21 protein-coding genes are annotated in these 23,240 nt (G+C 71.7%); 9 read left to right on the forward strand and 12 right to left on the reverse strand.

The window, feature by feature from the left end; translation table 11 throughout:
• Positions 1–7: 7 nt before the first annotated feature.
• From eccD to ABEA34_RS09920, 4 genes are all read right to left on the reverse strand, one after another.
• Complete coding sequence (gene eccD, locus ABEA34_RS09905) at positions 8–1,357, reverse strand: type VII secretion integral membrane protein EccD (RefSeq protein WP_345521086.1); 1,350 nt, start codon at positions 1,355–1,357, stop codon at positions 8–10.
• 92 nt (positions 1,358–1,449) lie between these two features.
• Complete coding sequence (locus tag ABEA34_RS09910) at positions 1,450–1,746, reverse strand: WXG100 family type VII secretion target (RefSeq protein WP_345521087.1); 297 nt, start codon at positions 1,744–1,746, stop codon at positions 1,450–1,452.
• Between the two features lie 31 nt (positions 1,747–1,777).
• The gene (locus ABEA34_RS09915) at positions 1,778–2,095 is read right to left on the reverse strand and encodes a WXG100 family type VII secretion target (protein ID WP_345521088.1); all 318 of its coding nucleotides are present in this window, start codon (positions 2,093–2,095) and stop codon (positions 1,778–1,780) included.
• A gap of 168 nt (positions 2,096–2,263) precedes the next feature.
• A complete protein-coding gene (locus ABEA34_RS09920; RefSeq protein ID WP_345521089.1) occupies positions 2,264–3,637 on the reverse strand; it encodes a hypothetical protein in 1,374 nt (457 codons plus the stop codon).
• Between the two features lie 146 nt (positions 3,638–3,783).
• Between ABEA34_RS09920 and eccCa the strand changes: the two genes are divergently transcribed.
• Complete coding sequence (eccCa, locus tag ABEA34_RS09925) at positions 3,784–7,719, forward strand: type VII secretion protein EccCa (protein ID WP_345521090.1); 3,936 nt, start codon at positions 3,784–3,786, stop codon at positions 7,717–7,719.
• A 13-nt stretch (positions 7,720–7,732) separates the two neighbouring features.
• Here eccCa and ABEA34_RS09930 read toward each other — a convergent pair whose 3' ends face one another.
• A complete protein-coding gene (locus tag ABEA34_RS09930) occupies positions 7,733–8,182 on the reverse strand; it encodes a nuclear transport factor 2 family protein (protein ID WP_345521091.1) in 450 nt (149 codons plus the stop codon).
• Positions 8,183–8,356: 174 nt separating this feature from the next.
• Here ABEA34_RS09930 and ABEA34_RS09935 point away from each other — a divergent pair, with 174 nt between their 5' ends.
• From ABEA34_RS09935 to ABEA34_RS09945, 3 genes are all read left to right on the forward strand, one after another.
• Positions 8,357–8,530: a hypothetical protein gene (locus ABEA34_RS09935; protein WP_345521092.1), complete on the forward strand. Its 174-nt coding sequence runs from the start codon at positions 8,357–8,359 to the stop codon at positions 8,528–8,530.
• A 93-nt stretch (positions 8,531–8,623) separates the two neighbouring features.
• The gene (locus ABEA34_RS09940) at positions 8,624–8,920 is read left to right on the forward strand and encodes a type II toxin-antitoxin system VapB family antitoxin (RefSeq protein WP_345521093.1); all 297 of its coding nucleotides are present in this window, start codon (positions 8,624–8,626) and stop codon (positions 8,918–8,920) included.
• Positions 8,920–9,420, forward strand: coding sequence for a LytR C-terminal domain-containing protein (locus ABEA34_RS09945; RefSeq protein ID WP_345521094.1), 501 nt, complete (start codon positions 8,920–8,922; stop codon positions 9,418–9,420). The genes ABEA34_RS09940 and ABEA34_RS09945 overlap by 1 nt, the downstream gene beginning before the upstream one ends.
• A gap of 4 nt (positions 9,421–9,424) precedes the next feature.
• Here the strand turns inward: ABEA34_RS09945 and ABEA34_RS09950 are convergent, their stop codons facing one another.
• Entirely contained in the window at positions 9,425–10,936 is a 1,512-nt protein-coding gene (locus ABEA34_RS09950) for a potassium/proton antiporter (protein WP_345521095.1), read from the reverse strand.
• 111 nt (positions 10,937–11,047) lie between these two features.
• Here ABEA34_RS09950 and ABEA34_RS09955 point away from each other — a divergent pair, with 111 nt between their 5' ends.
• From ABEA34_RS09955 to ABEA34_RS09970, 4 genes are read left to right on the forward strand one after another with little or no spacing between them, the layout of a single operon-like run.
• Positions 11,048–12,520, forward strand: a complete 1,473-nt coding sequence (locus ABEA34_RS09955) for an FAD-binding protein (RefSeq protein ID WP_345521096.1) — start codon at positions 11,048–11,050, stop codon at positions 12,518–12,520.
• Positions 12,521–12,547: 27 nt separating this feature from the next.
• Positions 12,548–13,717, forward strand: a complete 1,170-nt coding sequence (locus ABEA34_RS09960) for a pyridoxal phosphate-dependent aminotransferase (RefSeq protein WP_345521097.1) — start codon at positions 12,548–12,550, stop codon at positions 13,715–13,717.
• A gap of 55 nt (positions 13,718–13,772) precedes the next feature.
• Positions 13,773–14,063 (forward strand): hypothetical protein, encoded by a 291-nt coding sequence (locus tag ABEA34_RS09965; RefSeq protein ID WP_345521098.1) that lies wholly within the window; start codon positions 13,773–13,775, stop codon positions 14,061–14,063.
• On the forward strand, positions 14,060–15,436 hold the full coding sequence (locus tag ABEA34_RS09970; protein WP_345521099.1) for an alpha/beta hydrolase family protein: 1,377 nt from the start codon (positions 14,060–14,062) through the stop codon (positions 15,434–15,436). The genes ABEA34_RS09965 and ABEA34_RS09970 overlap by 4 nt, the downstream gene beginning before the upstream one ends.
• 9 nt (positions 15,437–15,445) lie before the next feature.
• On the opposite strand, the gene ABEA34_RS09975 is transcribed toward ABEA34_RS09970, so the two are convergent.
• From ABEA34_RS09975 to ABEA34_RS09985, 3 genes are all read right to left on the reverse strand, one after another.
• Positions 15,446–17,665 (reverse strand): FtsX-like permease family protein, encoded by a 2,220-nt coding sequence (locus tag ABEA34_RS09975; RefSeq protein ID WP_345521100.1) that lies wholly within the window; start codon positions 17,663–17,665, stop codon positions 15,446–15,448.
• Positions 17,649–18,344: an ABC transporter ATP-binding protein gene (locus tag ABEA34_RS09980; RefSeq protein WP_345521101.1), complete on the reverse strand. Its 696-nt coding sequence runs from the start codon at positions 18,342–18,344 to the stop codon at positions 17,649–17,651. The genes ABEA34_RS09975 and ABEA34_RS09980 overlap by 17 nt, the downstream gene beginning before the upstream one ends.
• A 149-nt stretch (positions 18,345–18,493) precedes the next feature.
• Positions 18,494–18,901, reverse strand: a complete 408-nt coding sequence (locus tag ABEA34_RS09985; protein WP_345521102.1) for a hypothetical protein — start codon at positions 18,899–18,901, stop codon at positions 18,494–18,496.
• 382 nt (positions 18,902–19,283) lie between these two features.
• On the opposite strand from ABEA34_RS09985, the gene ABEA34_RS09990 reads away from it, so the two are divergent.
• A complete protein-coding gene (locus tag ABEA34_RS09990) occupies positions 19,284–19,406 on the forward strand; it encodes a hypothetical protein (RefSeq protein ID WP_345521103.1) in 123 nt (40 codons plus the stop codon).
• 15 nt (positions 19,407–19,421) lie between these two features.
• Here ABEA34_RS09990 and ABEA34_RS09995 read toward each other — a convergent pair whose 3' ends face one another.
• From ABEA34_RS09995 to ABEA34_RS10005, 3 genes are all read right to left on the reverse strand, one after another.
• Positions 19,422–20,789, reverse strand: a complete 1,368-nt coding sequence (locus tag ABEA34_RS09995) for a helix-turn-helix domain-containing protein (RefSeq protein WP_345521104.1) — start codon at positions 20,787–20,789, stop codon at positions 19,422–19,424.
• 53 nt (positions 20,790–20,842) lie between these two features.
• Positions 20,843–22,219, reverse strand: coding sequence for a vWA domain-containing protein (locus tag ABEA34_RS10000; protein ID WP_345521105.1), 1,377 nt, complete (start codon positions 22,217–22,219; stop codon positions 20,843–20,845).
• 70 nt (positions 22,220–22,289) lie between these two features.
• Complete coding sequence (locus ABEA34_RS10005; protein WP_345521106.1) at positions 22,290–23,168, reverse strand: AAA family ATPase; 879 nt, start codon at positions 23,166–23,168, stop codon at positions 22,290–22,292.
• Positions 23,169–23,240: the final 72 nt, after the last annotated feature.

Genomic DNA, 23,240 nt, shown 5'->3' on the forward strand with positions numbered 1-23,240 from the left:
TCGCGCCCTAGCTCCGGATCGCCGTGAACAGGCCGACGGCCACCACCAGCACCGGCAGCAGGCCCAGGAGCGCGATGCTCTCGGCGACGTCACCGAGACGCCCGCGGCGGACGGACGGCACGGCCGGGAGCAGCGTCACGGCGAGGAGGACGGCTCCGGTGGCGGCCAGCACGACGGCGATCGTGGGACGCCAGTCGGGGTGCAGCCACAGGGCTGCGACCGCCGACGACACGAGCCCGACGATCCCGGAGACCAGGCCGACCATGACCTCCGGACCCGTGCGGTACTGCCGGGTCCGCAGCATCACGACCAGGCTGCACAGCACCGCGAGGATGGTGCCGGCCAGGCCGAGGGACACGGTCAACGGCGCGATCAGGACGAGCAGCAGACCGACGGTCGCGGAGACGGCGACCAGGATCTCGTGGGCGATGCGGGCGTCCGCGCCGACCCGGTCGTGGTCGACGGGGCGGGGCTCGGCCGTGATGTCGGCGACGTCGTAGAGCTGGTCGACCGACGTGCCGGTCGCGCCGAGGGCGAGCCAGGGGAAGACGCTGCCGAGGATGACGACCACGACCAGCGCGACCGTCAGCACGACGGCGGGGTCGAAGTCCGCGGACTGCATGAGCAGCCCGGTGAGCAGGAAGACGGCGCCGGCGACCACGGTCGGCAGCACGAGCGTGCGGCCCTGACCCAGGCCGACCAGCGAGACCAGGCCGGCCCCGAGGGCGGCGCCACCGGCGGCGGCCACGGGCGGGCCGAAGAACTGGCCGTCGGTCACGAGCATCAGGCCCGCGACGGCGGCGTACAGGATCCCCATCCAGGCCACGGCGACGGCTGCGACGGGTTCGTGCTGGGCGCGGGAGAGGACGATCGCGCCGACCACCAGCGCGGCGGACACCACGACGGCGGCCGCTCCGGCGAGCACCGAGTCGCGCTGGATCAGGAGGGCGACGGCGCCGAGCACCATGAAGAGGCCGGCGGCCCAGAGGGCGGTACGGCGTCCCGCGGCCGGCGACCAGGGCTTGAGGTCGTGCTCGACGATGTCGGTCATCGCCTCGACGACGTCGTCGTAGACCCGCGGCGGCTCGTCGTCGACGCCGGCGGCGACCGTGATCAGGCCGCCGTCCTCGACGCCCTGGGACACCAGGCCGGCGTCGGTGGCGAGTTCGCGACCGTCGGCGGTGACCAGGCGGTAGCCCCCGTAGACGGTGCCCGGGTCGAGCAGGCCGACGCTGCGGGCCAGCTCGGGCACCAGCTCGGCGACCGGTACGGCACCGGGGAGCACGAGGTCGACCCGGCGGCTGCCGGACGCGATCGTCACACGCACCAGTCCCGAGGACACAGGCGCTTGCGTCATGTCGCTCTCCCTCCCCTCATGGCTGAACCCTTCCGGCTGCGCCGTCGGTAAAGGGGCCGGCGCACCGCGCCGACCCCTTCACCTACGTGCGGTCAGATCTCGAACGAAGCGGCGCCGCGCTGGTCGGCGGCGCGGTAGTCGGCGTTCGACTGGTGCACGGTGGTGCTGGTCTCCTGCAGGAGGTCACGCATCTCCTGCATGGCGTTGTCCCACTTGGTCTTGGCGACCTGGTAGGACTGCTGGGCGTTACCGGTCCAGTCGCTGCGCAGCGGAGCGAGCTCCGACTCGAGGCGGTTGAGCCGGTCATCGATGTGCTTGACCGTCGTACCGAGGTCCTGGGCGGCCTGGTCGAGGCCGGCGTGGTTGACGCGAAGTCCGTCGAGAGACATCTCACTCACTTCCTTGTCCGGTGCTCGCGGCTCAGCTGAGCCGGCCGGCGACCCGGCTGTAGTTGGAGGACTGCGTCTGGTCGGTGTTGAGGTTGTCCTTCTCGGTCGAGGTCAGCGATGCCTCGAACTCGTTGAGGGCATTGGTGATCACGCGCTGCTTCTCGGTCCACGCCTGGTGGAGTGCGAGGAAAGCGGTGCCACCGGCACCGGCCCACTTGCCCTGGATGCCAGCGATCTGGCCGTCCAGGGTCTTGCTCATCGAATCGAAGTCCTGCCTGGCCTCGGATACAAGTCCCGCGGCCCGGGTGAGTGTGCCCTCACCCTGTCCCATCTCTGCTGCGCCCGACATAGCGCCAACTCCTTCCCCCGTGGCGGCGATCGGCCGCTTCGAGACTGATTGGTGTTCTGGTGAACATCAGTCCGGTCCGTAAGCCCGAGCCGGACAGGCGTCGATTACCCGAGGGCATGTGGGCTAAACCTCACCGTCCCCAACTCGGAGGCGCATTCCATCCACCGGTCACTGGCCCAGTTCCCAGAGGCTGGCCATCTCCCAGACCTCGCGGAACCACCCGGCCGAGACCACGACCGACGCGACCACCAGGGCGCCGCACAGGCCCTCGGCCACCTCGGCCCGGCGCGACCACCACGCCGAGCGCCAGCCGCGCCCGGTGGCGACGGCACTGATGACCAGGACGACACCGAGCAGCACCGAGGCGATCGTCGTCGCCTGGACGGCGGTCTCGCCCATCAGGCGGACCAGCACGACCAGGAGCACGAGCCAGCAGCCGAGGCCCGCCGTACGCAGCAGGGCGCCGGCGCCGCGGTGCCGGTAGCTGCGGGCCGCCAGCAGCAACGCGGCGCCGGCGAAGCCGACCAGGCAGCGGGCGCCGATCCGGTCCACCCGGAGCGTGGCGGTGCTCAGGAGCAACGGCGCGGACAGCACGGCGAGGACCGCGATCGCCGCCGTGGCGGCGGTCAGCATCCGGGTGCCGTGGCCGGCCACGGCGGAGACGGCCGAGCTCGGGACGACCGCACGGCCGCGCTTGCCGCCGGTCCGTTCGCGCGCCGACCAGGCCGTCACGGCGAGGCGTTCGAGGTCGATGAGGTACTGGTCCGGGACGTCGACGACCAGGCCCGGCACGACCCGGGCGGCGAGGACCGCCAGCATCAGGACCAGCGACCAGGTGAGCCGGGGCGGGGCACCGGCCAGGGTGGACATCCAGGTCAGGCCGAAGAGCAGGGAGCCGGACACGATCCACACCTGGAGGGCCTCGTCGGCCTCGCGACCGAGCGACCGGGCGACCGCCGCGGTGAGCGCGGCGACCAGGGCGCAGAGGCCGAGGATCATCGGCATCCGCTCGGCGTGGCTGTCCCAGGCGATGGCGAGCGCGGCGGCCGCGGCGAAGGCCGGCGCGGCGATCGCCCGATGGGCGGCGTACCGACCGACCGGGAGCACGGCGACCACGCTCGCACCCAGCAGCACCAGGACGGTCGCCAGCCGGAGCTGGTCGGAGGCGGCGATGGCCGCCAGCCACCCGGCCGCGACCGCGCACGCGGCGGCGAGCACGGCGACCACGGTGACGCCCCACGTCGTACGCCGCCCCGGCGGCCCGGTCTCGGCCGCGCGGGGTCCGCGGCCGGCCACGGGCACGACCGCCGAGGTCGCGACCAGAACGTCTCCCGGTCGGATCCCGGCGCGGGCCAGCGGGAGGTCGGGCGGCAGGACGGCACCCATCCGGGTGCACAGGATGGGCACGGTCGGGAGCCCGGCCTGGCGGGCATAGACCTCTGCCACGTCGACCGCGGCGGCACCCGCGGGCACGACCAGGTCGAGCACGCCGACCGGTCCGTGCACGCTGAGCGCCAGGTCGGCGGTCGCGTTCGTCGTCACGTCGTCCACCTTCCCCCGCGATGGGAGGCGTCAACCACGTCTCAGCGGGGTAGTTCCCACGTGGACAGGCCCAGATCAGGGCAGGGACTTCGGGGAGGACCGCGTTGACGACGACGCTGCGTGGCACGCGCATGGACGAACCGGAGATGCCCACCGGGCAGCTCGTCCTCCAGCCGCCACCCCAGATCGAGCCCAACGAGGGCGCCAGCGGCGTCCTCATGAACGCCATCCCGATGCTCGGCAGCCTCGGCTCCATCGTGCTCGTCGCCACGATGGGCAAGGCGAGCGGCGGCCGCGGCCTGATCGCCGCCGGCATGTTCCTCTTCGCCACGGTCGGCTTCATCATCGTGCAGCTCGACCGGCAGAAGAAGCAGCGTGCCCAGCAGCTGACCGGGTCGCGCACCGAGTACCTCCGTTACCTCGCCAACGTCCGCAAGGTCGCACGCGAGGCCGCCAACCAGCAGCGCCGCGCGCTCACCTGGCACCACCCCGACCCGTCCGCCCTGCCGTCCCTCGCCGACGAGCGGTCGCGGGTGTGGGAGCACGGCACCTCCGACCCCGGCTTCCTCCATGTCCGGTACGGCGTGTGCTCGCAGCCGCTGGCGCTCGAGCTGGTCCCGCCCGAGAGCACGCCCATCGACCAGGTCGACCCGGCAGCCGCCTCCGCACTGCACCGGCTGCTCGTCGTGCACCGGCTGCAGCCGGACCTGCCCGCCTCGATCGACCTGCGCGCCTTCGACCGGGTCGAGGTGTGCGGTCCCGAGGACCCCGCCCGGTCGCTGGCCCGGTCGCTGATCTGCTCGGCGACCGCCTTCCACTCCCCGGAGCACCTCGTCGTCGCCGTCCTCAGCTCGGAGCAGAACCTCGCCCACTGGGACTGGGTGAAGTGGCTCCCCCACGCCCAGAGCACCCGCGAGTCCGACGCCGTCGGTCCGATGCGCATGGTGTCGACCTCCCTGACCGACCTGGCCGGGCTGCTGCCCGCCGACCTGGCCGACCGCCCGCGGTTCGGGGCCGACGAGCGGGCGGCGACCCCGCACCTGCTGCTGGTGATCGACGGCGGCGAGCTGCCGCCCGGCAACCACGTCGTACCCCCTGACGGCCTGCACGGCGTCACCCTCATCGACCTGCCGTCTCGCTGGGACGAGCTCGAGGACGCGACCCGGCTGCGGATCCAGTTCGACGAGGACCTCGCCGACGACGCCCAGGGACGGCACCCGATCCTCGCGCTGCGGCTGCGAGAGGAGCCGATCCGGGCCCGTGCCGACTCCTGCCCGACCGCGACGGCCGAGGCGTTCGCGCGCCGGCTGACCCCGCTGCACACCGTGGCCGGAGCCGTGGACGCGTCCGGCGAGATCGCCGGCCCCACCGACTTCATGGAGCTGCTAGCGCTCGGCGACGTGCACTCCTTCGACCCGACGCGCGCCTGGCGTCCACGCCCCGCCCGCGACCGGCTGCGCGTGCCGATCGGCCTCGGCGAGGGGGGATCGCTCGTCCACCTCGACATCAAGGAGTCGGCCCAGCAGGGCATGGGCCCGCACGGCCTCGTCATCGGTGCGACGGGCTCCGGCAAGTCGGAGTTCCTGCGCACCCTCGTGCTCGGCCTCGCGATGACCCACTCCCCCGAGCAGCTCAACATGGTGCTGGTCGACTTCAAGGGCGGCGCGACGTTCGCGGGGATGACCGACATGCCGCACGTGTCGGCGGTCATCACCAACCTCGAGCAGGAGCTCACCCTCGTCGACCGCATGCAGGACGCGCTGTCCGGCGAGATGGTGCGGCGCCAGGAGCTGCTGCGCGACGCCGGCAACTTCGCGTCGATCCGCGACTACGAGAAGGCACGCACGTCGGGTGAGGACCTGGCCCCGATGCCGTCGCTCTTCGTCGTCGTCGACGAGTTCTCCGAGATGCTGTCGGCGAAGCCCGAGTTCATCGACCTGTTCGTCGCGATCGGCCGGCTCGGCCGCTCGCTCGGGCTGCACCTCCTGCTCGCCTCCCAGCGCCTCGAGGAGGGCCGGCTGCGCGGGCTGGAGTCGCACCTGTCCTACCGGGTCGGCCTCCGCACGTTCAGCGCCACCGAGTCCCGTTCGGTGCTCGGCGTGCCCGATGCCTACGAGCTGCCCGCCGACCCGGGCCTCGGCTACCTCAAGCCCGACCCGTCGACGATGCTGCGGTTCAAGTCGGCGTACGTGTCCGGTCCGCCGAGCCAGGTCCAGGTCCGGCGCGACGAGGGCGGCCACGTCCGCGGCATCCTGCCCTTCACGATCTCGGAGGTGCAGAGCCTCGACCTCCCCGACCCGGCGTCCGAACCGGTCCCCGCTCCGACCCAGGGTGAGAGCGAGTCGCTGTTCGCGATCGCCGTACGCCACATGAGCGGTCACGGACCCGCGGCCCACCAGGTCTGGCTGCCGCCGCTCGACGAGCCCGACACTCTCGACGAGCTGATGGCCGACCTCGCCCCCGACCCGCAGCTCGGCCTGGTGTCCGGACACTGGCGCGGGCTCGGTGGTCTCGTCGTGCCGCTCGGCACGGTCGACCGCCCGCGCGAGCAGCGCCGCGACACCCTGACGATCGACCTCAGCGGTGCCGGCGGACACGCGGCGGTCGTCGGCGGTCCTCGCAGCGGCAAGAGCACCCTGCTCCGCACGATCGTCTCCAGCATCTCGCTGACGACGACGCCCCAGGAGTCGCAGTTCTTCATCCTCGACTTCGGCGGCGGCACGTTCTCGCCCTTCGCCGGTCTCCCCCACGTCGCCGGTGTCGGCTCGCGGGCCGAGCCCGACGTCGTACGCCGGATCTTCGCCGAGGTGCAGGGCATCGTCGACCGGCGCGAGGCCTACTTCCGGGCCAACGGCATCGACTCGATCGAGACCTACCGGTCGCGCCGCGCGGCCGGCCGGGCGGACGACGGGTACGGCGATGTCTTCCTCGTGGTCGACGGCTGGAGCACGCTGCGCGCGGACTTCGACGACCTCGAGGCCGAGATCCAGCAACTGGGGACCCGGGGCCTGACCTTCGGCCTGCACGTGGTCGTCGGCGCCGCCCGCTGGGCCGACTTCCGCGCTGCGATGCGCGACCTCTTCGGCACCCGGCTGGAGCTGCGCCTGGGCGATCCGATGGACTCCGAGATCGACCGCAAGGTCGCGGCGCTGGTGCCGACCGGGCGACCCGGTCGCGGCCTGATCCAGGGCAAGCTGCACTTCCTCGCGGCGCTGCCGCGCGTCGACGGGATCGGCGACGCCGACACCCTCGGCGACGGGGTCGAGAACCTGATCAAGCAGGTGTCCGCCGCCTGGTCCGGCCCGTCCGGGCCCAAGCTGCGGCTGCTGCCCGAGCAGATCTCGCTCGACGAGGTGCGCAGCCTCGGGGCCGAGATCGCGGGCGCCAAGCAGCTGCTGCTCGGGATCAACGAGAAGGACCTGGGGCCGATCGGCCTCGACGTCGACGCCGAGCCGCACCTGCTGATCTTCGGCGACGGCCAGTCCGGCAAGAGCAACGTGCTCCGCGCGTACGCGCAGGAGATCATGCGCACCCGCTCGCCGGAGGAGGCGCAGCTGGTGGTCGTGGACTACCGGCGCTCGCTGCTCGGCGAGGTGCCCGACGACTACCTGCTGAGCTACCTGACCTCCAGCACCCAGGCGCAGCCGGGGCTGCAGGACCTCGCGACGTACCTCGAGGGCCGGATCCCCGGTCCCGACGTGACGCAGGAGCAGCTGCGCGGCCGGTCGTGGTGGTCGGGCGCGGAGGTCTACGTGCTCATCGACGATTACGACCTGGTCGCGACCCAGCAGGGCTCACCGGCGCTGGCCCTGGCCCCGTTGCTCGCCCAGGCGCGCGACGTCGGCCTGCACGTGGTCGTGGCCCGGCGCTCCGGTGGTGCGTCGCGCGCGCTCTACGAACCCGTCATCCAGTCGCTCCGCGACCTCGCCATGCCCGGCCTGCTGCTCTCCGGCAGCCCGGACGAGGGCTACCTGATCGGCAACCAGAAGCCGCAGCCCGCTCCCGCCGGCCGTGGCCGGCTGGTGTCGCGCGACCGCGGGGTCGAGGTCGTCCAGATGGCGTGGTCCGACCCGACGATGTAGCGGGCCGCAGCCCTCAGACGTGCGTGTGCTCGCCGGGACCGTTGATCTTGGTGCCGGGCAGGTCCTTCAGGTCGTAGGTGACCTCGAAGGTACGGCGGTAGCCGGTGTGGGCGACCCGCCAGCCCTCCGGCGTCCGCACGTAGCGGTCGGAGTAGAAGGCCGCGCCCTCGAGCATGAACTGGAAGGCCGGGACGATCACCTTGTCCTGGAGGTACCAGCGTGCCGTCGCGGTGTCCCCGTCGACCTCGATCTCGGGGTGGTGCACCTGGTGCATGGTGAGGAAGCCCTCAGGGAGGTTCTCCTTCATGTAGGAGACCAGCGCGTCCCGGTTGTCGAAGAGCAGGCCGTTGTAGTCGCCCGTCGTGTCGGGGACGAAGCAGTCGGCGAACTCGTCCCACTGCTTGGTGTCCAGGGTGCGCAGGTAGCGGTACTTCAGCTGGCTGATCGCGGTGATGTCGTCCACAAAACTAGAACGTATTCTAGTTTTCCCGACCAGAACAGCCGAACGTTTGACCTGGATGTAACGCAGGGTCAACCTCCCGGCGATGTGAACGATCCAATCTTGTCCTGTCAGGCCGTCCCATCCACCGGCGGCCGGACGACGAACTGATCACCACACCTGATCCGGGAGGTCCCGATGGACGAGCAGCTCACCCTTGAAACGCCGATCGACCGCGTCGCAGAGCAGCGTGCGCTGCTGCGGCTGCGCCACTCCGCCGCACTGACCAACCTGATGGTCGAGCGGGAGGACCTGCGCGGCGTGCACGCGCTGGCCGACACCATCGACGACGCGATCCGCTGGTCGGCCTGACCCCAGGCGACGCCCCGCCGGGGACCCGCCCGAAAGTGGCGGACCCCGGCGGAGGCCGCACCCGCGGACGACCGTCGTCGTTATAGTCGCGGCGTGATCTTCAAGCGCGTCGGCGTCGGGAGGCCCTACCCCGACCACGGACTGACGTCTCGTGGGTGGGCCGACGTGCCGCCGCGCCAGATCCGCCTGGACCTGCTGGTCACGACGAAGGACACGCTCCAGCTCGCCGCCCTCCTCGACGAGGACTCCACCTTCTACGGCGACCTCTTCGCCCACGTCGTCGAGTGGCAGGGCGAGTACTACCTCGAGGACGGCCTGCACCGCGCGCTCCGCGCGGCGCTCCAGCAGCGCAACATCCTGCACGCGCGCGTGCACACGATGGAGGGCTGATGACGCAGCCGATGCGGACCGCCCTCACCCTGGTGGCGCTCGGGGTGCTGCTCGTCCTCGCCGCCCTGTGGGGGTGGAACGCCGCGATGAAGCCGCTGCCGGCGAAGGTCGACAGCGCCGTCTGCGTCGACACCGACGTGGCCGCGGGCGAGAAGGTCTACCCCCAGCAGGTCACCGTCAGCGTCTACAACGCCGGCCGCCGCGAGGGCCTGGCCGGGCGCACCATGCAGCTGTTGACGGACGAGGGCTTCGCGAAGGGCAACGCCGGCAACGCGGCGTCGGCGAAGGTGAGCACGATCGCGATCTGGACGACGACGCCGAAGAACCCCGACGTACGCCTGGTCGCCAGCTACTTCGACCACCCCAAGATCGAGCGCCGGGACGGTCCCGGCGCCGGGGTCACCGTCATCGTCGGTGACGGGTTCAAGACCCTCGCCAAGGGCGCGGGGGCCGCGCGCGCCGCGAGCGACGCCACCATCTGCAGCCCGCCGGTGACCTGACCGCTCAGCGCGGACGCCGGTCCTTCTCGCCGAGCCACTGCGCGAGCCGACCGTGCTCGCTGATCTGGCGCAGCCGCTCCTCGGTCTTCTCCCGCAGCTTGCGCGGGGTGACGACGAGCAGGTCGTCGCCGTGCCGGAGCACCGTGCGCTGCTCGGGAATGATCGTCCTCCCGTCGCGGATGACCATCGACACCGAGGACCCCTGCGGGAGCCGCAGCTCGCCGACCTCGACGCCGTGCATCCGGGAGACCGGGCTGATCGTCACCTGCAGCAGGTCGGCCGCGATCCGCTCGAGCGGGGCGGCCTCGACCTCGAGCCCCCGCGGCTCGGAGCGACGGGCCACCTTCAGCACCCGGGCGACCAGGGGCAGCGTGGGTCCGGTCAGCAGGGTGTAGATGACGACCATGACGAAGACGATGTCGAAGAGCCGCTTCGACTGGTCGATCCCTTCCGCGAGCGGGATGGTCATCAGCACGATCGGTACGGCGCCGCGCAGCCCGGCCCAGGAGATGAAGCCCAGCTCGCGCCACGGCATCGGCTGCACGATGGAGCTGACCAGCACCGAGAGCGGGCGGGCGACGAAGGTCAGGATCAGGCCGGCCAGCACGGCGAGCCCGACGGTCTCCCAGGAGATCCGGCTGGGCGAGAGCAACAGCCCGAGCATCACGAACAGCCCGATCTGGGCCAGCCAGGCGACACCCTCGGCGAAGGAGCGGGTGGCCGCCCGGTGCGGGAGCTCCATGTTGCCGAGCACCAGCGCCGACACGTAGACGGCGGCGAACCCGGACGCGTGGACGGACGTCGCGACGCCGTACGCGAGGAACGTGAGCGAGAGGACGGCCAGCGGGTAGAGACCGGACGACGGGAGCGCCGCGCGACGCATCACCCACGCACCGCCGAAGCCGGCGGCGAGCCCGATCGCGGTGCCGGCCGCGAGCTCGTAGCCGATGATCCCGAAGAGCGCCAGCGGCCCGTGCTCGTCGACGGCACCGGACGCGACGAGCGTCACGAGCACGACCGTCGGAGCGTCGTTCAGGCCGGACTCGGCCTCGAGCGAACCGGTGAGCTTCTTGGGCAGCGGCACGACGCGGAGCACCGAGAACACCGCCGCGGCGTCCGTCGGCGAGGTCACCGCGCCGAGCAGCAGGGCCAGCTCCCACGGGAGGCCGAGGACGAAGTGGGCGCCGACCGCGACGACCGTCACCGACACCGCGACCCCGATGGTCGCCAGCGAGACGCCGAGCCGGATCGAGGGACGCATCTCGCGCCAGCTGGTGGTGAGACCACCCTCGGCCAGGATGATCGCGAGCGCCGCGAAGCCCAGGGCGTGCGCGAGCTCGGCGTCCTCGAACTCGATGCCGAGACCCTTCTCCCCGAGGGCGACGCCCATGAGGAGGTAGATCAGCAGGCTGGGCAGCCCGGCACGCGACGAGAGTCGGACGGCGAGAATCGCCAGGAGCGTGACCGCAGATCCGACGAGCACGAAGGTGTCGAGCTCGTGGACATTGAAAGACACAGGTCACCTCGGCGTTCGTCGGGGCGGCGGGTACGCAGTCTATCGGCGCGGGACGCGACCTCTTGGCCTGCCGACCGCGCGTGGAACTGGAACTTGTTCTAGATTTGCCTCATGAGCACTTCCGGTACCGCCCTGCCCGACGTCCTGCCCGCCTCCGCGCTGGGCGACGAGCCCGAGCGGTACGACGTCGTCGTGGTCGGCTTCGGGATCGCGGGCGGCTGCGCGGCGCTCGAGGCGGCCCGGGCCGGTGCACGGGTGCTGCTGCTCGAGCGGGCGGCCGTGCACGGGGGCACCTCGTCGATGTCCGGCGGGCACTTCTACCTCGGCGGCGGGACGGCGGTGCAGGTCGCGACCGGGCACGAGGACTCGCCCGACGAGATGTACAAGTACCTCGTCGCGGTCTCCAAGGAGCCCGAGCACGACAAGATCCGCGCGTACTGCGACGGCTCGGTCGAGCACTTCGACTGGCTGGAGGCGCTGGGCTTCGAGTTCGAGCGCTCCTACTACCCGGAGAAGGCGGTGATCCAGCCCGGGACGCAGGGGCTGATGTTCACCGGCAACGAGAAGGTGTGGCCGTTCAAGCAGGAGGCGGTGCCGGCGCCGCGCGGCCACAAGGTGCCGGTCCCGGGCGACACCGAGGGCACCAAGATGGTGATGGACCTGCTGCGTGCCCGCGTCGAGGAGGCCGGCGTCGAGGTCCGCTACGAGACGGGGGCGACCAACCTCGTCGTCAAGGACGGCGCCGTGGTCGGCGTGGCCTGGCGGTCCTTCGACAAGCACGGCGCGATCGCCGCTTCGGCCGTGGTCGTCGCCGCCGGCGGCTTCGTGATGAACCCCGACATGGTCGCGGCGTACACGCCCTCGCTGGCCGAGAAGCCCTTCACCCTGGGCTCGACCTACGACGACGGGCTCGGCATCCGCCTCGGGGCGTCGGTCGGCGCCGAGCTCAAGCACATGGAGGAGCCGTTCATCACGGCGCCGTTCTACCCGCCGTCGGCCCTGATGACGGGCTTCATCGTCAACTCCTCCGGGGAGCGCTTCGTGGCCGAGGACTGCTACCACTCGCGGACGTCGCAGTTCGTGATGGAGCAGCCCGACCACACGGCGTACCTCATCGTCGACAGCGAGCACGTGGAGTACCCGAAGTTCCCGCTGGTGCCGCTGATCGACGGCTTCGAGACGATCGCCGAGCTGGAGACCTCCCTGTCACTGCCGAGCGGGTCGGTCGCCGCGACGCTCGAGCGCTACAACGAGATGGCGGAGGCCGGCGAGGACCTCGACTTCCACAAGGGCGCCGAGTGGCTGGCGCCCCAGGGCACCGGCCCGTGGGCGGTCTTCGACCTGCGGCTCGGCAAGGCGATCTACGCCGGCTTCACCCTCGGTGGCGTCCGGGTGTCGGTCGACGGCGAGGCGCAGCGTCCCGACGGCTCCGTCATCCCCGGCCTGTACGCCGCCGGTGCCTGCGCGTCCAACATCGCCCAGGACGGCAAGGGCTACTGCTCCGGCACGCAGCTCGGCGAGGGGTCGTTCTTCGGGCGGCGGGCGGGGCGTCACGCTGCGGGGGTTTCACCGGCTACCCGGTGAAACCCGCAGCCCCCGTACGCTCGCCCCATGACCGACCGGCTCCGGGTGGCGAGCAGGGCCAACGTGCCGCCGTTCCACGTGATGGACCTGCTGGCGGCATCGGCGGCGCGGCAGCGGACCCACGGCGACATGCTCAACCTGCTGGCCGGGCAGCCGATGACCGGGGCACCGGTGCCGGTGCGCGAGGAGGCGAAGCGGCTGCTCGACTCGGGTGACCCGCTGGGCTACACGCCGGCCGCCGGGATCCTCGAGCTGCGCGAGGCGATCGCGCGGCACCACAAGCGGGCGCACGGGATCGACGTCACGCCCGACGAGGTCGTGGTGACGACCGGCAGCAGCGGCGGGTTCCTGCTGGCGTTCCTGGCGGCGTTCGACGTGGGCGACCGGGTGGCGATGGCCCGACCCGGCTACCCCTGCTACCGCAACGTCCTGACCGCGCTCGGGTGCGAGGTGGTCGAGATCCCGACCGGCCCGGAGACCCGCTTCCAGCCGACCGTCGCCCAGCTCCAGGAGCTGGGCGACCTCCAGGGGCTCGTCGTCGCCAGCCCCGCCAACCCCACCGGCACGATGCTGCTCCCCAGCGAGCTGGCCGCCCTCGCGTCGTACTGCGAGGAGCAGCAGATCCAGCTGATCTCCGACGAGATCTACCACGGGATCGAGTACGCCGAGCCGCACCTCGCGCGCAGCGCCTGGGAGACCAGCCGCGAGGCGGTCGTCTTCTCGAGCTTCTCCAAGTACTTCTCCATGACCGGCTGGCGGATCGGCTGGATGCTGGTCCCCGAACGCCTGCAGCGGGCGGTCGACGTGCTGACCGGCAACTTCACGATCTGCCCGCCGGTGATCGCCCAGCGCGCCTGCCTGGCGGCCTTCGACGACGCGTCGTACGCCGAGCTCGACGGCCACGTCGCGCGCTACGCGGACAACCGCCGGCTCCTGCTCGACGGCCTGCCCCGGCTGGGCATCACCGAGCTGGCCCCGGCCGACGGCGCCTTCTACGTGTACGCCGACGTCGGGCACCTCACCGACGACACGATGGTCTTCGCCCACCACCTGCTGCAGACCGCCGGCGTCGCCGTGGCGCCGGGCATCGACTTCGACACCGTCGACGGCAGCCGCTTCGTGCGGCTCAGCTTCGCCGGTCCCGGCAGCGAGATCGAGGAGGCGCTCGAGCGCCTCTCCACAGCCCTCGACCGCTGAGGTTTCTCCACAGTCGCCGTCCGGCGAGCCTCCCCGTACGACGAAGGGGGACGCCATGCTCACCGACACCACCGGCATCCGACAGCTGGCCCGGCAGCTGCGCGAGCGCGCCGAGGAGATCCGGGCCGAGGCCGCGTTCGTACGACGCCGCACCGACGACGTGCCCTGGCAAGGCCGTGCCGCGGACGCGATGCGGACCCAGGTGGCGGCCCAGCTGACCGTGCTCGCGGCGACCGCCGACCTGCACGACGACGCGGCCGCGGCCCTCGACCGCCATGCCGGCGCCGTGGAGTCGGTCGGCGGCGCCGTCGCCGGCGTCCTGCACGACCTCGGGAGCCTGCTGTGAGCGGCGCGGACATCACGCGCGTCACCGGCGGTGCGGGCGGCATCGCCGCGACGTACGACGCGGTGCGCGCCCTCGCCGACGTCCTCGACGCGACCGGCGACGAGCTGAGGTCCTGGTCGGCAGACGTCCTCCGGGCGCTCGCCGACCCGGATCTGGTGTCCTCGGCACCGCTGTCCCCGCCGACGTTCGCGGCCGCCGAGGGCGCGCTGCTCGCGACGGTCAACGGGCCGTACGGGCTGCTGCCGGGCTCCGTCGGCTGGGAGGCCGAGGCCGAGCTCGTCCGCGTCGCGCTGGCGACCCTCGAGGCGAGCGACGACGCGGTCGGTCTCGCCCTGGACACCTTGGACTGGCGGCTGGGGCTCGCCGCCGGTGCCGCGCTCCGGGGCGCCGGCCCCGCGGGCGCCGTCGCGCTGCACACCATGCCGCCGCGCCTCCGCGAACGCCTGGGCGACGCCGCCCAGCGGTGGATCGTGCAGCATCCGGGGGCGCTCCAGCACCTGGTCAACGGCGGCGGCGGCCTCCTCACCGGCCTGTCGCCACTGCCGGTCCTCGTCCCCGACAACCGCACCGCGGCCGCGATCATGGCCGCGGCGTACGACGACGGCACAGCCGTCACCACCCGGCGGCCCGACCTCGTCGTCCCCGCCGGTGGCCGTCAGCCCGACTCGGTCGAGGCGCTCGTGGACCACCTGTCGGAGGTGGCGGCGCTGTCGCCCGACCCCGATTCGCGGGACAACGGCACGATCGAGGTCCAGACGCTCGACGGCGGCACCGACCGGGCCCGTCACGTCGTCTACCTCCCCGGCACCGACGACCTCGGCACGCTGCCGTGGACCGCCGACCATGACGTCCGCGACCTCGGCGGCGACCTGCGCTCCGCGGCCGGCGAGGACACGGCGTACCAACGCGGCATCCTCGACGCCATGCACCGGGCCGGCGTCGGCGCGCACGAGCCTGTGCTCCTCGTGGGCCACTCCCTCGGCGGGATGGAGGCCGCGGCGCTGGCCAGCCGCGACACCGGGTTCGCGATCACCGACGTGGTCACGGCCGGGTCGCCGACCGCCCAGGTCGACGGCTTCCCCGACGGCGTGCACGTGCTGTCGCTCGAGCACCGCGGCGACATCGTGCCGATGCTCGACGGGGCCGACAACCCGGACACCGTCCAGCAGACGACGGTCGCCTTCGACGACGGCGGTCCCGCCGCGGTCGTGGCGCGGCACGGCTACGACCACTACGTCGCCGGCGCCGCCGCCGTCGACGCGTCCGCGGACCCGTCCCTGGTCGCCCAGCGGGCGTGTCTTCACGGCCGTGGCTTCCTGGACGGCTCCGCCACCCACGTCACCAGCCAGGTCTTCCAGGTCACGCGCCGCTAGAGGAGACCCTCAGGTGTCCGCGATCGCCTCCCGGTCGAACTCGGCCTTGCCGGTGCCCCAGCCAGCGAGGCCGGCGATCGCGACCGCGGCGAGGACGCCGGCGCATGACGCCTCGACGATGCCGGCCGAGAACATCCCGTCACTGCCCCGGAACGACAAGATCGCCCATCCCCCGAGGATGCCGACGACGGCCGCGGGGACGGCCGCGACGAGCACCGGGAAGACGAACTCGACCAGGTTGGCCCCTCGGAGGACGCGCTGCCTGGTCCCGATCGCGGAGAGCGCCATGACCGAACGAGTCCGCTCCCACCGGCTCTCCAGCGAGGTCAGGAGGAACGAACAGACACTCAGCAGGATGCCCAGGGCAGCGGCGGCTCGTACGGTTCCCGCCTGCTGGCGGTAGACGGCGTACTGGTCGGCGTTCTTGAGACCAGCGTCGATGCGCAGGTCGGGGAACGTGGTCGTGAGGGCGCGCACGGTCGAGTCGTAGGTGCCGTCGCTCCGGCTGACCCAGTAGGTGATGTCGCCGTCCTCGAGGTCTCGCGCCCAGCCCGCGTCCTGCACCGGGAACTTGAGCGACCAGCTGACGTCGGAGGTCTCCCCAGCCGCAGGGACGTGGAGCCGGTGGCCCGCGATCGTGACGGTCTGCGGCGCACCGGTGCCCGATCCGGGGCCCAGCTGGACGGCGTCCACGCACGGCCCGGGACGCAGGAAGACTGTGGCGGCCTGGCGTTCGACGGCTTCGCAGTCACCCACCTCGACCGACACCATGCCGCCGGCAGGAGTCCGCACGGACGTCTCGATCGTGTACGGACCGGCTGGCAGGTCGCGGAGCCAGTGTGGATCGGCGCGGATGCTGGCCACCTCGAACGTCACGGTCGCCTCGTCCGGGTCTCCGAAGGCACCCCGGTGGAGGGAAGCGAGAAACGCCGCGCTGAGACCAGCGAGCATGACGGCGCACGAGACGAACGCGACCAGCCGACGAGAGGTGGTCACCCGGTAGGCCGCTCCGCGGAGCCCGAGCGCGAACGTCGGCCCGGTTCGGCTGGCGGCCGCGTCGCCGAGGCCGGCGATCAGGCTCGGGATGCCGATGATGATGGCGCCGACACCGGCGAGCACGGCGACCGCGATGTAGCCGGCGAAGGTGTCGTTGGTCCACCGAGTGGACGGATGGAGCCACCCGTTGAGGGCGACGACGGCCAGGAAGCCGACGGAGGGAACCCCCAGCACGAGCCCCACCGCTGCCGAGATCCGACCCGGGCGGCGTCCCCGCTGTGACCTGGTCCGGGTGGCCTCGATCCGCATGGACCGGCGCGCTGTCAGGTTGACGACCACGACCGTGGCCACCCCGGCGACGAGCACCGCCGCCCCACCGAGGGCACCCTGGTCGGGCCACCAGTACACGCCCAGCCACCCCGACGAGCCGAGAGGCGCCTGGGTCGTTTCGTACGCGGCAGTCCCCACGACGAACCCCGCCACCGCGACCACCGACATCTCCCAGGCGTACAGGCGAGCGGTCCGCGACGGCGACATGCCAGCGAGTCCCAGCGCGAAGGTGCGCTTGGACCGGCTGACCGCCGACAGTCGCAGCGCGGTGAGCAGGAAGATGGCCGCGGGCGCGAGGACGAGGAGCGCGAGCTCGATGACGACCAGGAAGCTCAGCCCGCCCGACGTCACCGCTGCGGGGTTGTGGAACGCCGTGACCACGGGACGGCGGTCGGCCTGCCCCGGAGCATGCGCTCCCGCCTCCTGGCCGGCCGCCGTGTAGGAGAACAGCTCGTCGGGGCCGGTGAGCCCGGCGGCGCCGATGGTCGCTGGGGCGATCGGCCCGATCGTCGCGGCGACGTCCGGATCAGCCTCGGCGAGGTCCCGCAACGCCGGTGACACGATCGACTCACCGCTCGCCGGCCACTGCGCGACGCCCGGCGGACGCGGCGCGCGCGACCCGGCGCCGGTGACGGTGGCACGGGTCCAGACCCGGTCGTGGACGGTGATCGACGCCGATTGGATCCGCAACCCGTGTGCGGCGCTCTGCTCACTGAGCACCGGAGCCCGGTCGACCTCGACCTCGTGGGCCGCCGTCGCCACCCGGGGGGCGGCGATCCCGACCAGTGCGGCGTAGACCGCCAGAGCGACACCGAACGCCATGGCCACCAGCCGTACGGCGTCGCGGCGGCCGGCGCCACGAACCAGCGTGATCGCCAGGCGGACGTCACGCCCGGTCCGCAAGGCGCACTCCGTCCGTGTCGCCCGTGATCACACCGTCAGTGAGCGAGATGGAGCGGTCGAAGCGTGAAGCCACCTCGGGGTCGTGGGTGACGGCGACGAGCAGACCATCGATCTGGCGCACCTGGTCGAGCAGCAGGTCGAGGACGACGTCGCGGTTGTGCTGGTCGAGCGCGCCGGTCGGCTCGTCCGCGAACACGATGGCCGGCCGGAGTGCTACGGACCGGCCCACGGCGCAGCGTTGCGCCTGCCCACCCGACACCTGGCTGGGACGGCGATCGGCGCTCTGGGTCAGGCCCAAAGTCTCGACGAGCTCCTCGACGCGCTCCCGTACCGAACGCCGGGAGGTGCCCGCCAGCTGGAGGGGCAGCGCGATGTTCTGCCGCAGCGTCAGCTCGGGAACGAGGTCTGCCGACTGGAACACGAACCCGACGTTGTGGAGCCGCAGGTCGGAGAGCCGGTCTGCGTCGAGCTCATCCAACCTGTGACCAAGCAGCCAGACCGATCCGGTGACACCTCGCTCCAGGCCCGAGAGGGCGTAGAGCAGGCTGGTCTTGCCGGAGCCTGACGGACCGGTGACGGCAACCGCCTCGGGCCGCGGAAAGGTGACTGACACCTCGCGCAGCACCTGCTGCTGCCCGTACCGCAGCGACAGCTCGTTCGCCCGCAGGATCTCTGTCAATGCCTCCACCTCACGTGGCAAGGATGACGCGTCGCCGACCACGACACCGGCACGTCGGGCCTGCGTCGAGCCGGCAGTTTCGACCGCTCCCCCGAACCGGTCGGTCCCCGACTCCTCGAGGTCGGCGACGCGTCATCATGTGGGTGTCCTCAGGTCCGGCTCTTCTCCTTGCTCGAGCAGTCATCGCCGTACCAGTGCTCCCGACATGCCTGGATGGCGATCGTGTCGTGCACGGTGACGTCACGCCCGCTGATGCAGTAGTCGTAGTCGTAGTCGCCGGCCGAGTTGGCCTGGACGAGCTTCGTCCAGCCGTAGCCGTCGACTCGTCCGTTGAGGTGATCGGTCGCGGTCGAGACGTCGAACACTCCCGAGACGCGGCCGTCCCAGGCGTTGGTGCCCCACTTGCAGCCGGCGGACTTGAAGTTGAAGGTGCCGCCCGACGTGGCCGCGCCTGAGGTCGAGACGTTGAGCGATCCGCTGACGGCCGCAAAAGCTGCTCCCGCCCCCGCGAAGAACAGCGTCGTGGTCGCGACCGTGCCGATGATCAATTTCCGCATCCACATTCTCCTTCTGTGTTGATCCCAGCCGATCGACCAGGACGCCTGGAGGACGCGACAGAGCGCCCGAGAGACAGGTCGGTAGCGCTCTCGCCGTAGCTGACGACCACCGTCTCGAGACCACTCGCGGCGCACCCGCCCGCGCGTCCCGACAGCGCTGTGCCCACGGCACTCCCCCGCCCGTCTTGCCCGGGCCACCGAGAGGCCCGAGGTGAGCGAAGCCTTCCGTCGTCTGGGTCGGACGTCAAGCGATTGGCAATATTTTGACAAACCCAGTAGTCGGTTAATCCGGCGTTCTTTCTCGATTTTCGGACAAGACGGGCGAGAGGGGGTTTCCTACTCGTGACAGATTTCGGGCAACTTTGTGGCAACAGGAGATCTCATGCGTTCGTTCATCACCTCGACCGTCGTGGCTGCCCTCACCGTCCTGGCGCTGGGGGCGTTCGACGGCGCCGACCACTCGGCGGCGACCGCGCCGTCCGCGGACCCGTACTGGTGCTGCTGACGCGGCCTGCGCCGGTCAGCGCGTGCGGTCGGTGGGACGGACGCGTTGCGGCCGTAGTCCGGTCGAGGCAGCACTGCGACGGTACGCATCGAGCGCGGCGTCCGGCATGTCGACCGACTCGAGCAGGTGGGCGAGGTCCAGCCACAGCTGCGCCGTGTGGCGGTCCATGGCTTCTCCTGCGGCGGCGAGCTCCAAGGCAGCCTGTTGGAAGCGCTCGCGTGCCGCATCGAGATCGTCGTCTGCTGCATCGATCTGCCCCAGCAGCACGAGGGAGTCGGCGGTGAGTCGAGGCGACAGGTCCTGCGCCACAGCGCGGGCCTGGAGCGCCAGACGACGGGCCTCGCCCAGGTCCTGCCCGAGGAACTTCGCCTTTGCCAGGTGGAAGGTCGTCCGGGCACGGTCCACGGCCGAGCCACCGAGCGCGTCGAACTCCGCGGCCGCTCGCTCCAGGGCCGCCGTGGCCGACTCGATCTCGGGTGGGTCCAGCTGGAGCTGCATGACCGCGAGCTGCGCCCGCATGCGCGTCACGTTCGACTGGTGGTCGGCCTCCTCCAACAGTGCCAACGCCTTCTCCGCCAGCGGAAGCGCACCCACCGTGTCGCCCGCTTCCGACTGCATCACGCTCGCGTTCCAGTACAACGACGCACGTGCCGTGGGTGAGTTCGACTCGTCCACGAGCGTGACACCTCGGCGGCACATGCTTGCGGCATGCTCGACGTCCCCTCGCTCGAAGTAGCCGGCGGCGACCGTCGCCAGGAGCTGGAGGGCCTCGTCCGTGTGGTCCAGGTCCTGCGTGGCAAGCTCGGCAAGGATCGACTCTCCGACGGCGATGGCCCTGTCGAGGTCACCGACCTCGCGGTAGCAACGACTGAGGGAGGTCGCTGCCCGCACCCGGGTCGCCGGGCTCGCGACATCGGCCACGAGCACCGTCTGGAGGACGTCGAGCGCGGCCCGGAGGTCGCCGGCGTCCTCCAGCCCCGCGGCGTGGACCAGTCGGATCTGCTCGAGGAACTCGCGGTGCGTACCGGACCGGTACTTCTCCAGGAGGTCGGCGGTCAGGGCGAGCGATCGCTGCGGCTCCCCCGACTTCAGCGCCAGCTCGGCATAGTCGAGCTGCAGACGATCTCCTGGAGGCTGGTCCTCCGGGACGAGACCGAGCAGGAGCTGCTCGAGGGTCAGACCCAGGCGACGGGCGATCACCCCCAGGAGCTTGAAGTCGGGGCGGCGATGCCCCGACTCGATGCGCGAGATGTAGCCCACGGACGCATCGCCACCTCCGAGCTCGGCCTGGGTCAGCCCAGCCGCGAGGCGCCTGCCCTTGATCCGCTCACCCAGGTCGGCAGGTGCCGTCCGCCTGAGTGCGGCCTTGAGATCGGACTCCATCACGACATCATCTCGCAGGGCTCCCGTGGGCCGGGGGCAGACCTGCTCCCCCGCTAGAGGATGTCGTGCACGAACTCCTGGAGCTGGGTCAGGTTGCGGCACTCCACCATCGGCACGACCTCGCCGTACCTGGTCGCGGCGGAGTCGCCGGTGTCCCAGTGCCGTCGGTGCTCGGGGTTGAGCCACCAGGCGTGCCGGGCCTGGCCGGCGAGCCGCTTCAGCACGTCGAGATGGAGGTCGCTGTAGTTGGAGCGCGCGTCACCGAGGATCAGCAGCGACGACTTGGGGCCGAGGGCGTCGGCGTGGTTCTCCTCGAACTTCACCAGCGCCCGGCCGTAGTTGGTGCGGCCCCACAGCGCGGCGTGGGCCGTGCTGGCGGCGAGGTCGGTCAGGACGTCGGCGGGGTCGGCGCCGGGCACGAAGTGCTCGGTCACCTCGTGCACGTGGTCGATGAAGGTGAACGCGCGGACCTTCTCGAACTGGTCGCGCAGCGCGTAGACCAGCAGCAGCGTGAACTGTGCGAAGTTGGCCACCGACCCGCTGACGTCGCAGAGCACCACGAGCTCGGTGCGGTGCGGCCGCTTGGGCTTGTGGTGGGTGGTCAGAGGGACGCCGCCGGTGGACATCGAGGCCCGGACCGTACGCCGGAAGTCCAGCGGGCCGCGGCGCTTGGCGTGGTGCTCCTGGGTGAGCCGGGTCGCGAGCCGGCGGGCCAGCGGGTAGATCTCGCGCCGCATCTGCTCGAGGTCCGAGCGGCGGGCGGCGGTGAAGTCGAGCCGGTCGATCGAGGGCTTGATCGCGACGTTGGCGACGTGCTCGGGCCCCTTCTCCTCCGCGATCCGGCGCCGGGCGTCGGCCTCGACCATCGCGGTGAAGCCGCCCATCCGCCGGCCGGCCTCGCGCCGGGCCTCGTCGTCCAGGCGGCCCTCCCCCATCAGCGCCTGCACGATCCGGTCGACCAGCTCGGACGGCGCCACCCGCTGCATGGCGGTGTACGCCGACCACGACGACAGCCCCGGTCCGCGGCCGGGCATCGCGCCGAACCGGGCGATCATCTCGGCCGCCAGCTCCAGCATCACCTGCTGGTCGCCATCGGCGAGGGCGTCGGCGAGCTCGTCGCGGAAGGCCGCCAGCGCCTCGGCGTTGTCGCGCACCCCGCTGTCGGCGGCGTCGTCGTCGCGTCCACCCGCGACCCCGTCGCCCACCATCCGGGGGAAGTAGACGTCGAAGAGCGCGTCGAACGTGGGCCGCTGGGTCTGCTTCTTGACCAGCGTGGCGGCGTACCCCGCCCGCACCACGGACCGGTCGTCCCACGGCAGCGCCTGCAGCGCCGCGACCGCGTCCAGGTCCTCGGCGAGCGACACCGACAGCCCGGCGGCGCGCAGCGCCTCCAGGAAGGAGATGTGCCTCTCGACCAGTCCTGACGTCATTCGGGGTCCCCGCGGAATCGTGGGGTGGAGGAGCGAAGCGGGGGAGCCACGCGATTTCGTGGGGTGAACGTCATGCGCGGAGTCGGAGCTCCTTCACGGCCTTCGTCTGGTCGGACGCGTGCTTGAGCACGACCCCGAGCGTGTCCGCGATCGCCTTCTCGTCGAGCTCGCGGATCTCCAGCGCCACCAGGGTGCGCGCCCAGTCGACCGACTCGGCGATCGACGGCGCCTTCTTGAGCTCCAGCTCGCGCAGCCGCGAGATCGTCTCGACGAGGCGTACGGCGACCCGCTCCTCGAGGTCCGGCACCTGCGAGGTGACGATCTCGCGCTCGCGCTCGGCGTCCGGGTAGTCGAGGTGCAGGTAGAGGCAGCGCCGCTTGACGGCCTCGGACAGCTCGCGGGTCGCGTTGGACGTCAGCACCACGAAGGGACGGCGTACGGCGGAGACCGTGCCCAGCTCCGGGATCGTGACCTGGAAGTCGGACAGCACCTCCAGCAGCAGCCCCTCGACCTCGACGTCGGTCTTGTCGACCTCGTCGATGAGCAGCACCGTCGGCTCCTCGCGCCGGATCGCGGTCAGCAGCGGCCGGGTCAGCAGGAACTCGTCGGTGAAAATATCGTCGTGGGTCGCCGACCACTCCTGGTCGGAGCCCTGGGAGGACTGGATCCGGAGCAGCTGCTTCTTGTAGTTCCACTCGTAGAGCGCCCGTGCCTCGTCGAGGCCCTCGTAGCACTGGAGCCGGACGAGCTCGGCGTTCGTGACCTTCGCGACCGCCTTGGCCAGCTCGGTCTTGCCGACGCCGGCGGGGCCCTCGACGAGCAGCGGCTTCTCGAGCGCACCGGCGAGGTACGCCGTCGTGGCGGTCGTCGGGTCGGCGAGATAGCCGACCTCGGCCAGCCGGGTGGCGGCGTCGTCGGGTGAGGAGAACCAGGAGCTCGGCTGCGGCATGTGCCCATCCTCCCGTACCCCGAGGCGAGAAGCGTCGTTGACCGGATGGGAGGACCGCGCCCGCCCTGGGGG

The organism is Nocardioides conyzicola (genome assembly GCF_039543825.1).
GTDB lineage: Bacteria > Actinomycetota > Actinomycetes > Propionibacteriales > Nocardioidaceae > Nocardioides > Nocardioides conyzicola.

Coding starts and splice junctions, on each gene's coding strand:
- ABEA34_RS09935 (WP_345521092.1), top strand. CDS start 8,357: ATGGACGAGCAGCTCACCCTTGAAACGCCGATCGACCGCGTCGCAGAG.
- ABEA34_RS09965 (WP_345521098.1), top strand. CDS start 13,773: ATGCTCACCGACACCACCGGCATCCGACAGCTGGCCCGGCAGCTGCGC.
- ABEA34_RS09985 (WP_345521102.1), bottom strand. CDS start 18,901: ATGCGGAAATTGATCATCGGCACGGTCGCGACCACGACGCTGTTCTTC.
- ABEA34_RS09960 (WP_345521097.1), top strand. CDS start 12,548: ATGACCGACCGGCTCCGGGTGGCGAGCAGGGCCAACGTGCCGCCGTTC.
- ABEA34_RS10000 (WP_345521105.1), bottom strand. CDS start 22,219: ATGACGTCAGGACTGGTCGAGAGGCACATCTCCTTCCTGGAGGCGCTG.
- ABEA34_RS09915 (WP_345521088.1), bottom strand. CDS start 2,095: ATGTCGGGCGCAGCAGAGATGGGACAGGGTGAGGGCACACTCACCCGG.
- ABEA34_RS09990 (WP_345521103.1), top strand. CDS start 19,284: ATGCGTTCGTTCATCACCTCGACCGTCGTGGCTGCCCTCACCGTCCTG.
- ABEA34_RS09995 (WP_345521104.1), bottom strand. CDS start 20,789: ATGGAGTCCGATCTCAAGGCCGCACTCAGGCGGACGGCACCTGCCGAC.
- eccCa (WP_345521090.1), top strand. CDS start 3,784: ATGCCCACCGGGCAGCTCGTCCTCCAGCCGCCACCCCAGATCGAGCCC.
- eccD (WP_345521086.1), bottom strand. CDS start 1,357: ATGACGCAAGCGCCTGTGTCCTCGGGACTGGTGCGTGTGACGATCGCG.
- ABEA34_RS10005 (WP_345521106.1), bottom strand. CDS start 23,168: ATGCCGCAGCCGAGCTCCTGGTTCTCCTCACCCGACGACGCCGCCACC.
- ABEA34_RS09945 (WP_345521094.1), top strand. CDS start 8,920: ATGACGCAGCCGATGCGGACCGCCCTCACCCTGGTGGCGCTCGGGGTG.
- ABEA34_RS09910 (WP_345521087.1), bottom strand. CDS start 1,746: ATGTCTCTCGACGGACTTCGCGTCAACCACGCCGGCCTCGACCAGGCC.
- ABEA34_RS09955 (WP_345521096.1), top strand. CDS start 11,048: ATGAGCACTTCCGGTACCGCCCTGCCCGACGTCCTGCCCGCCTCCGCG.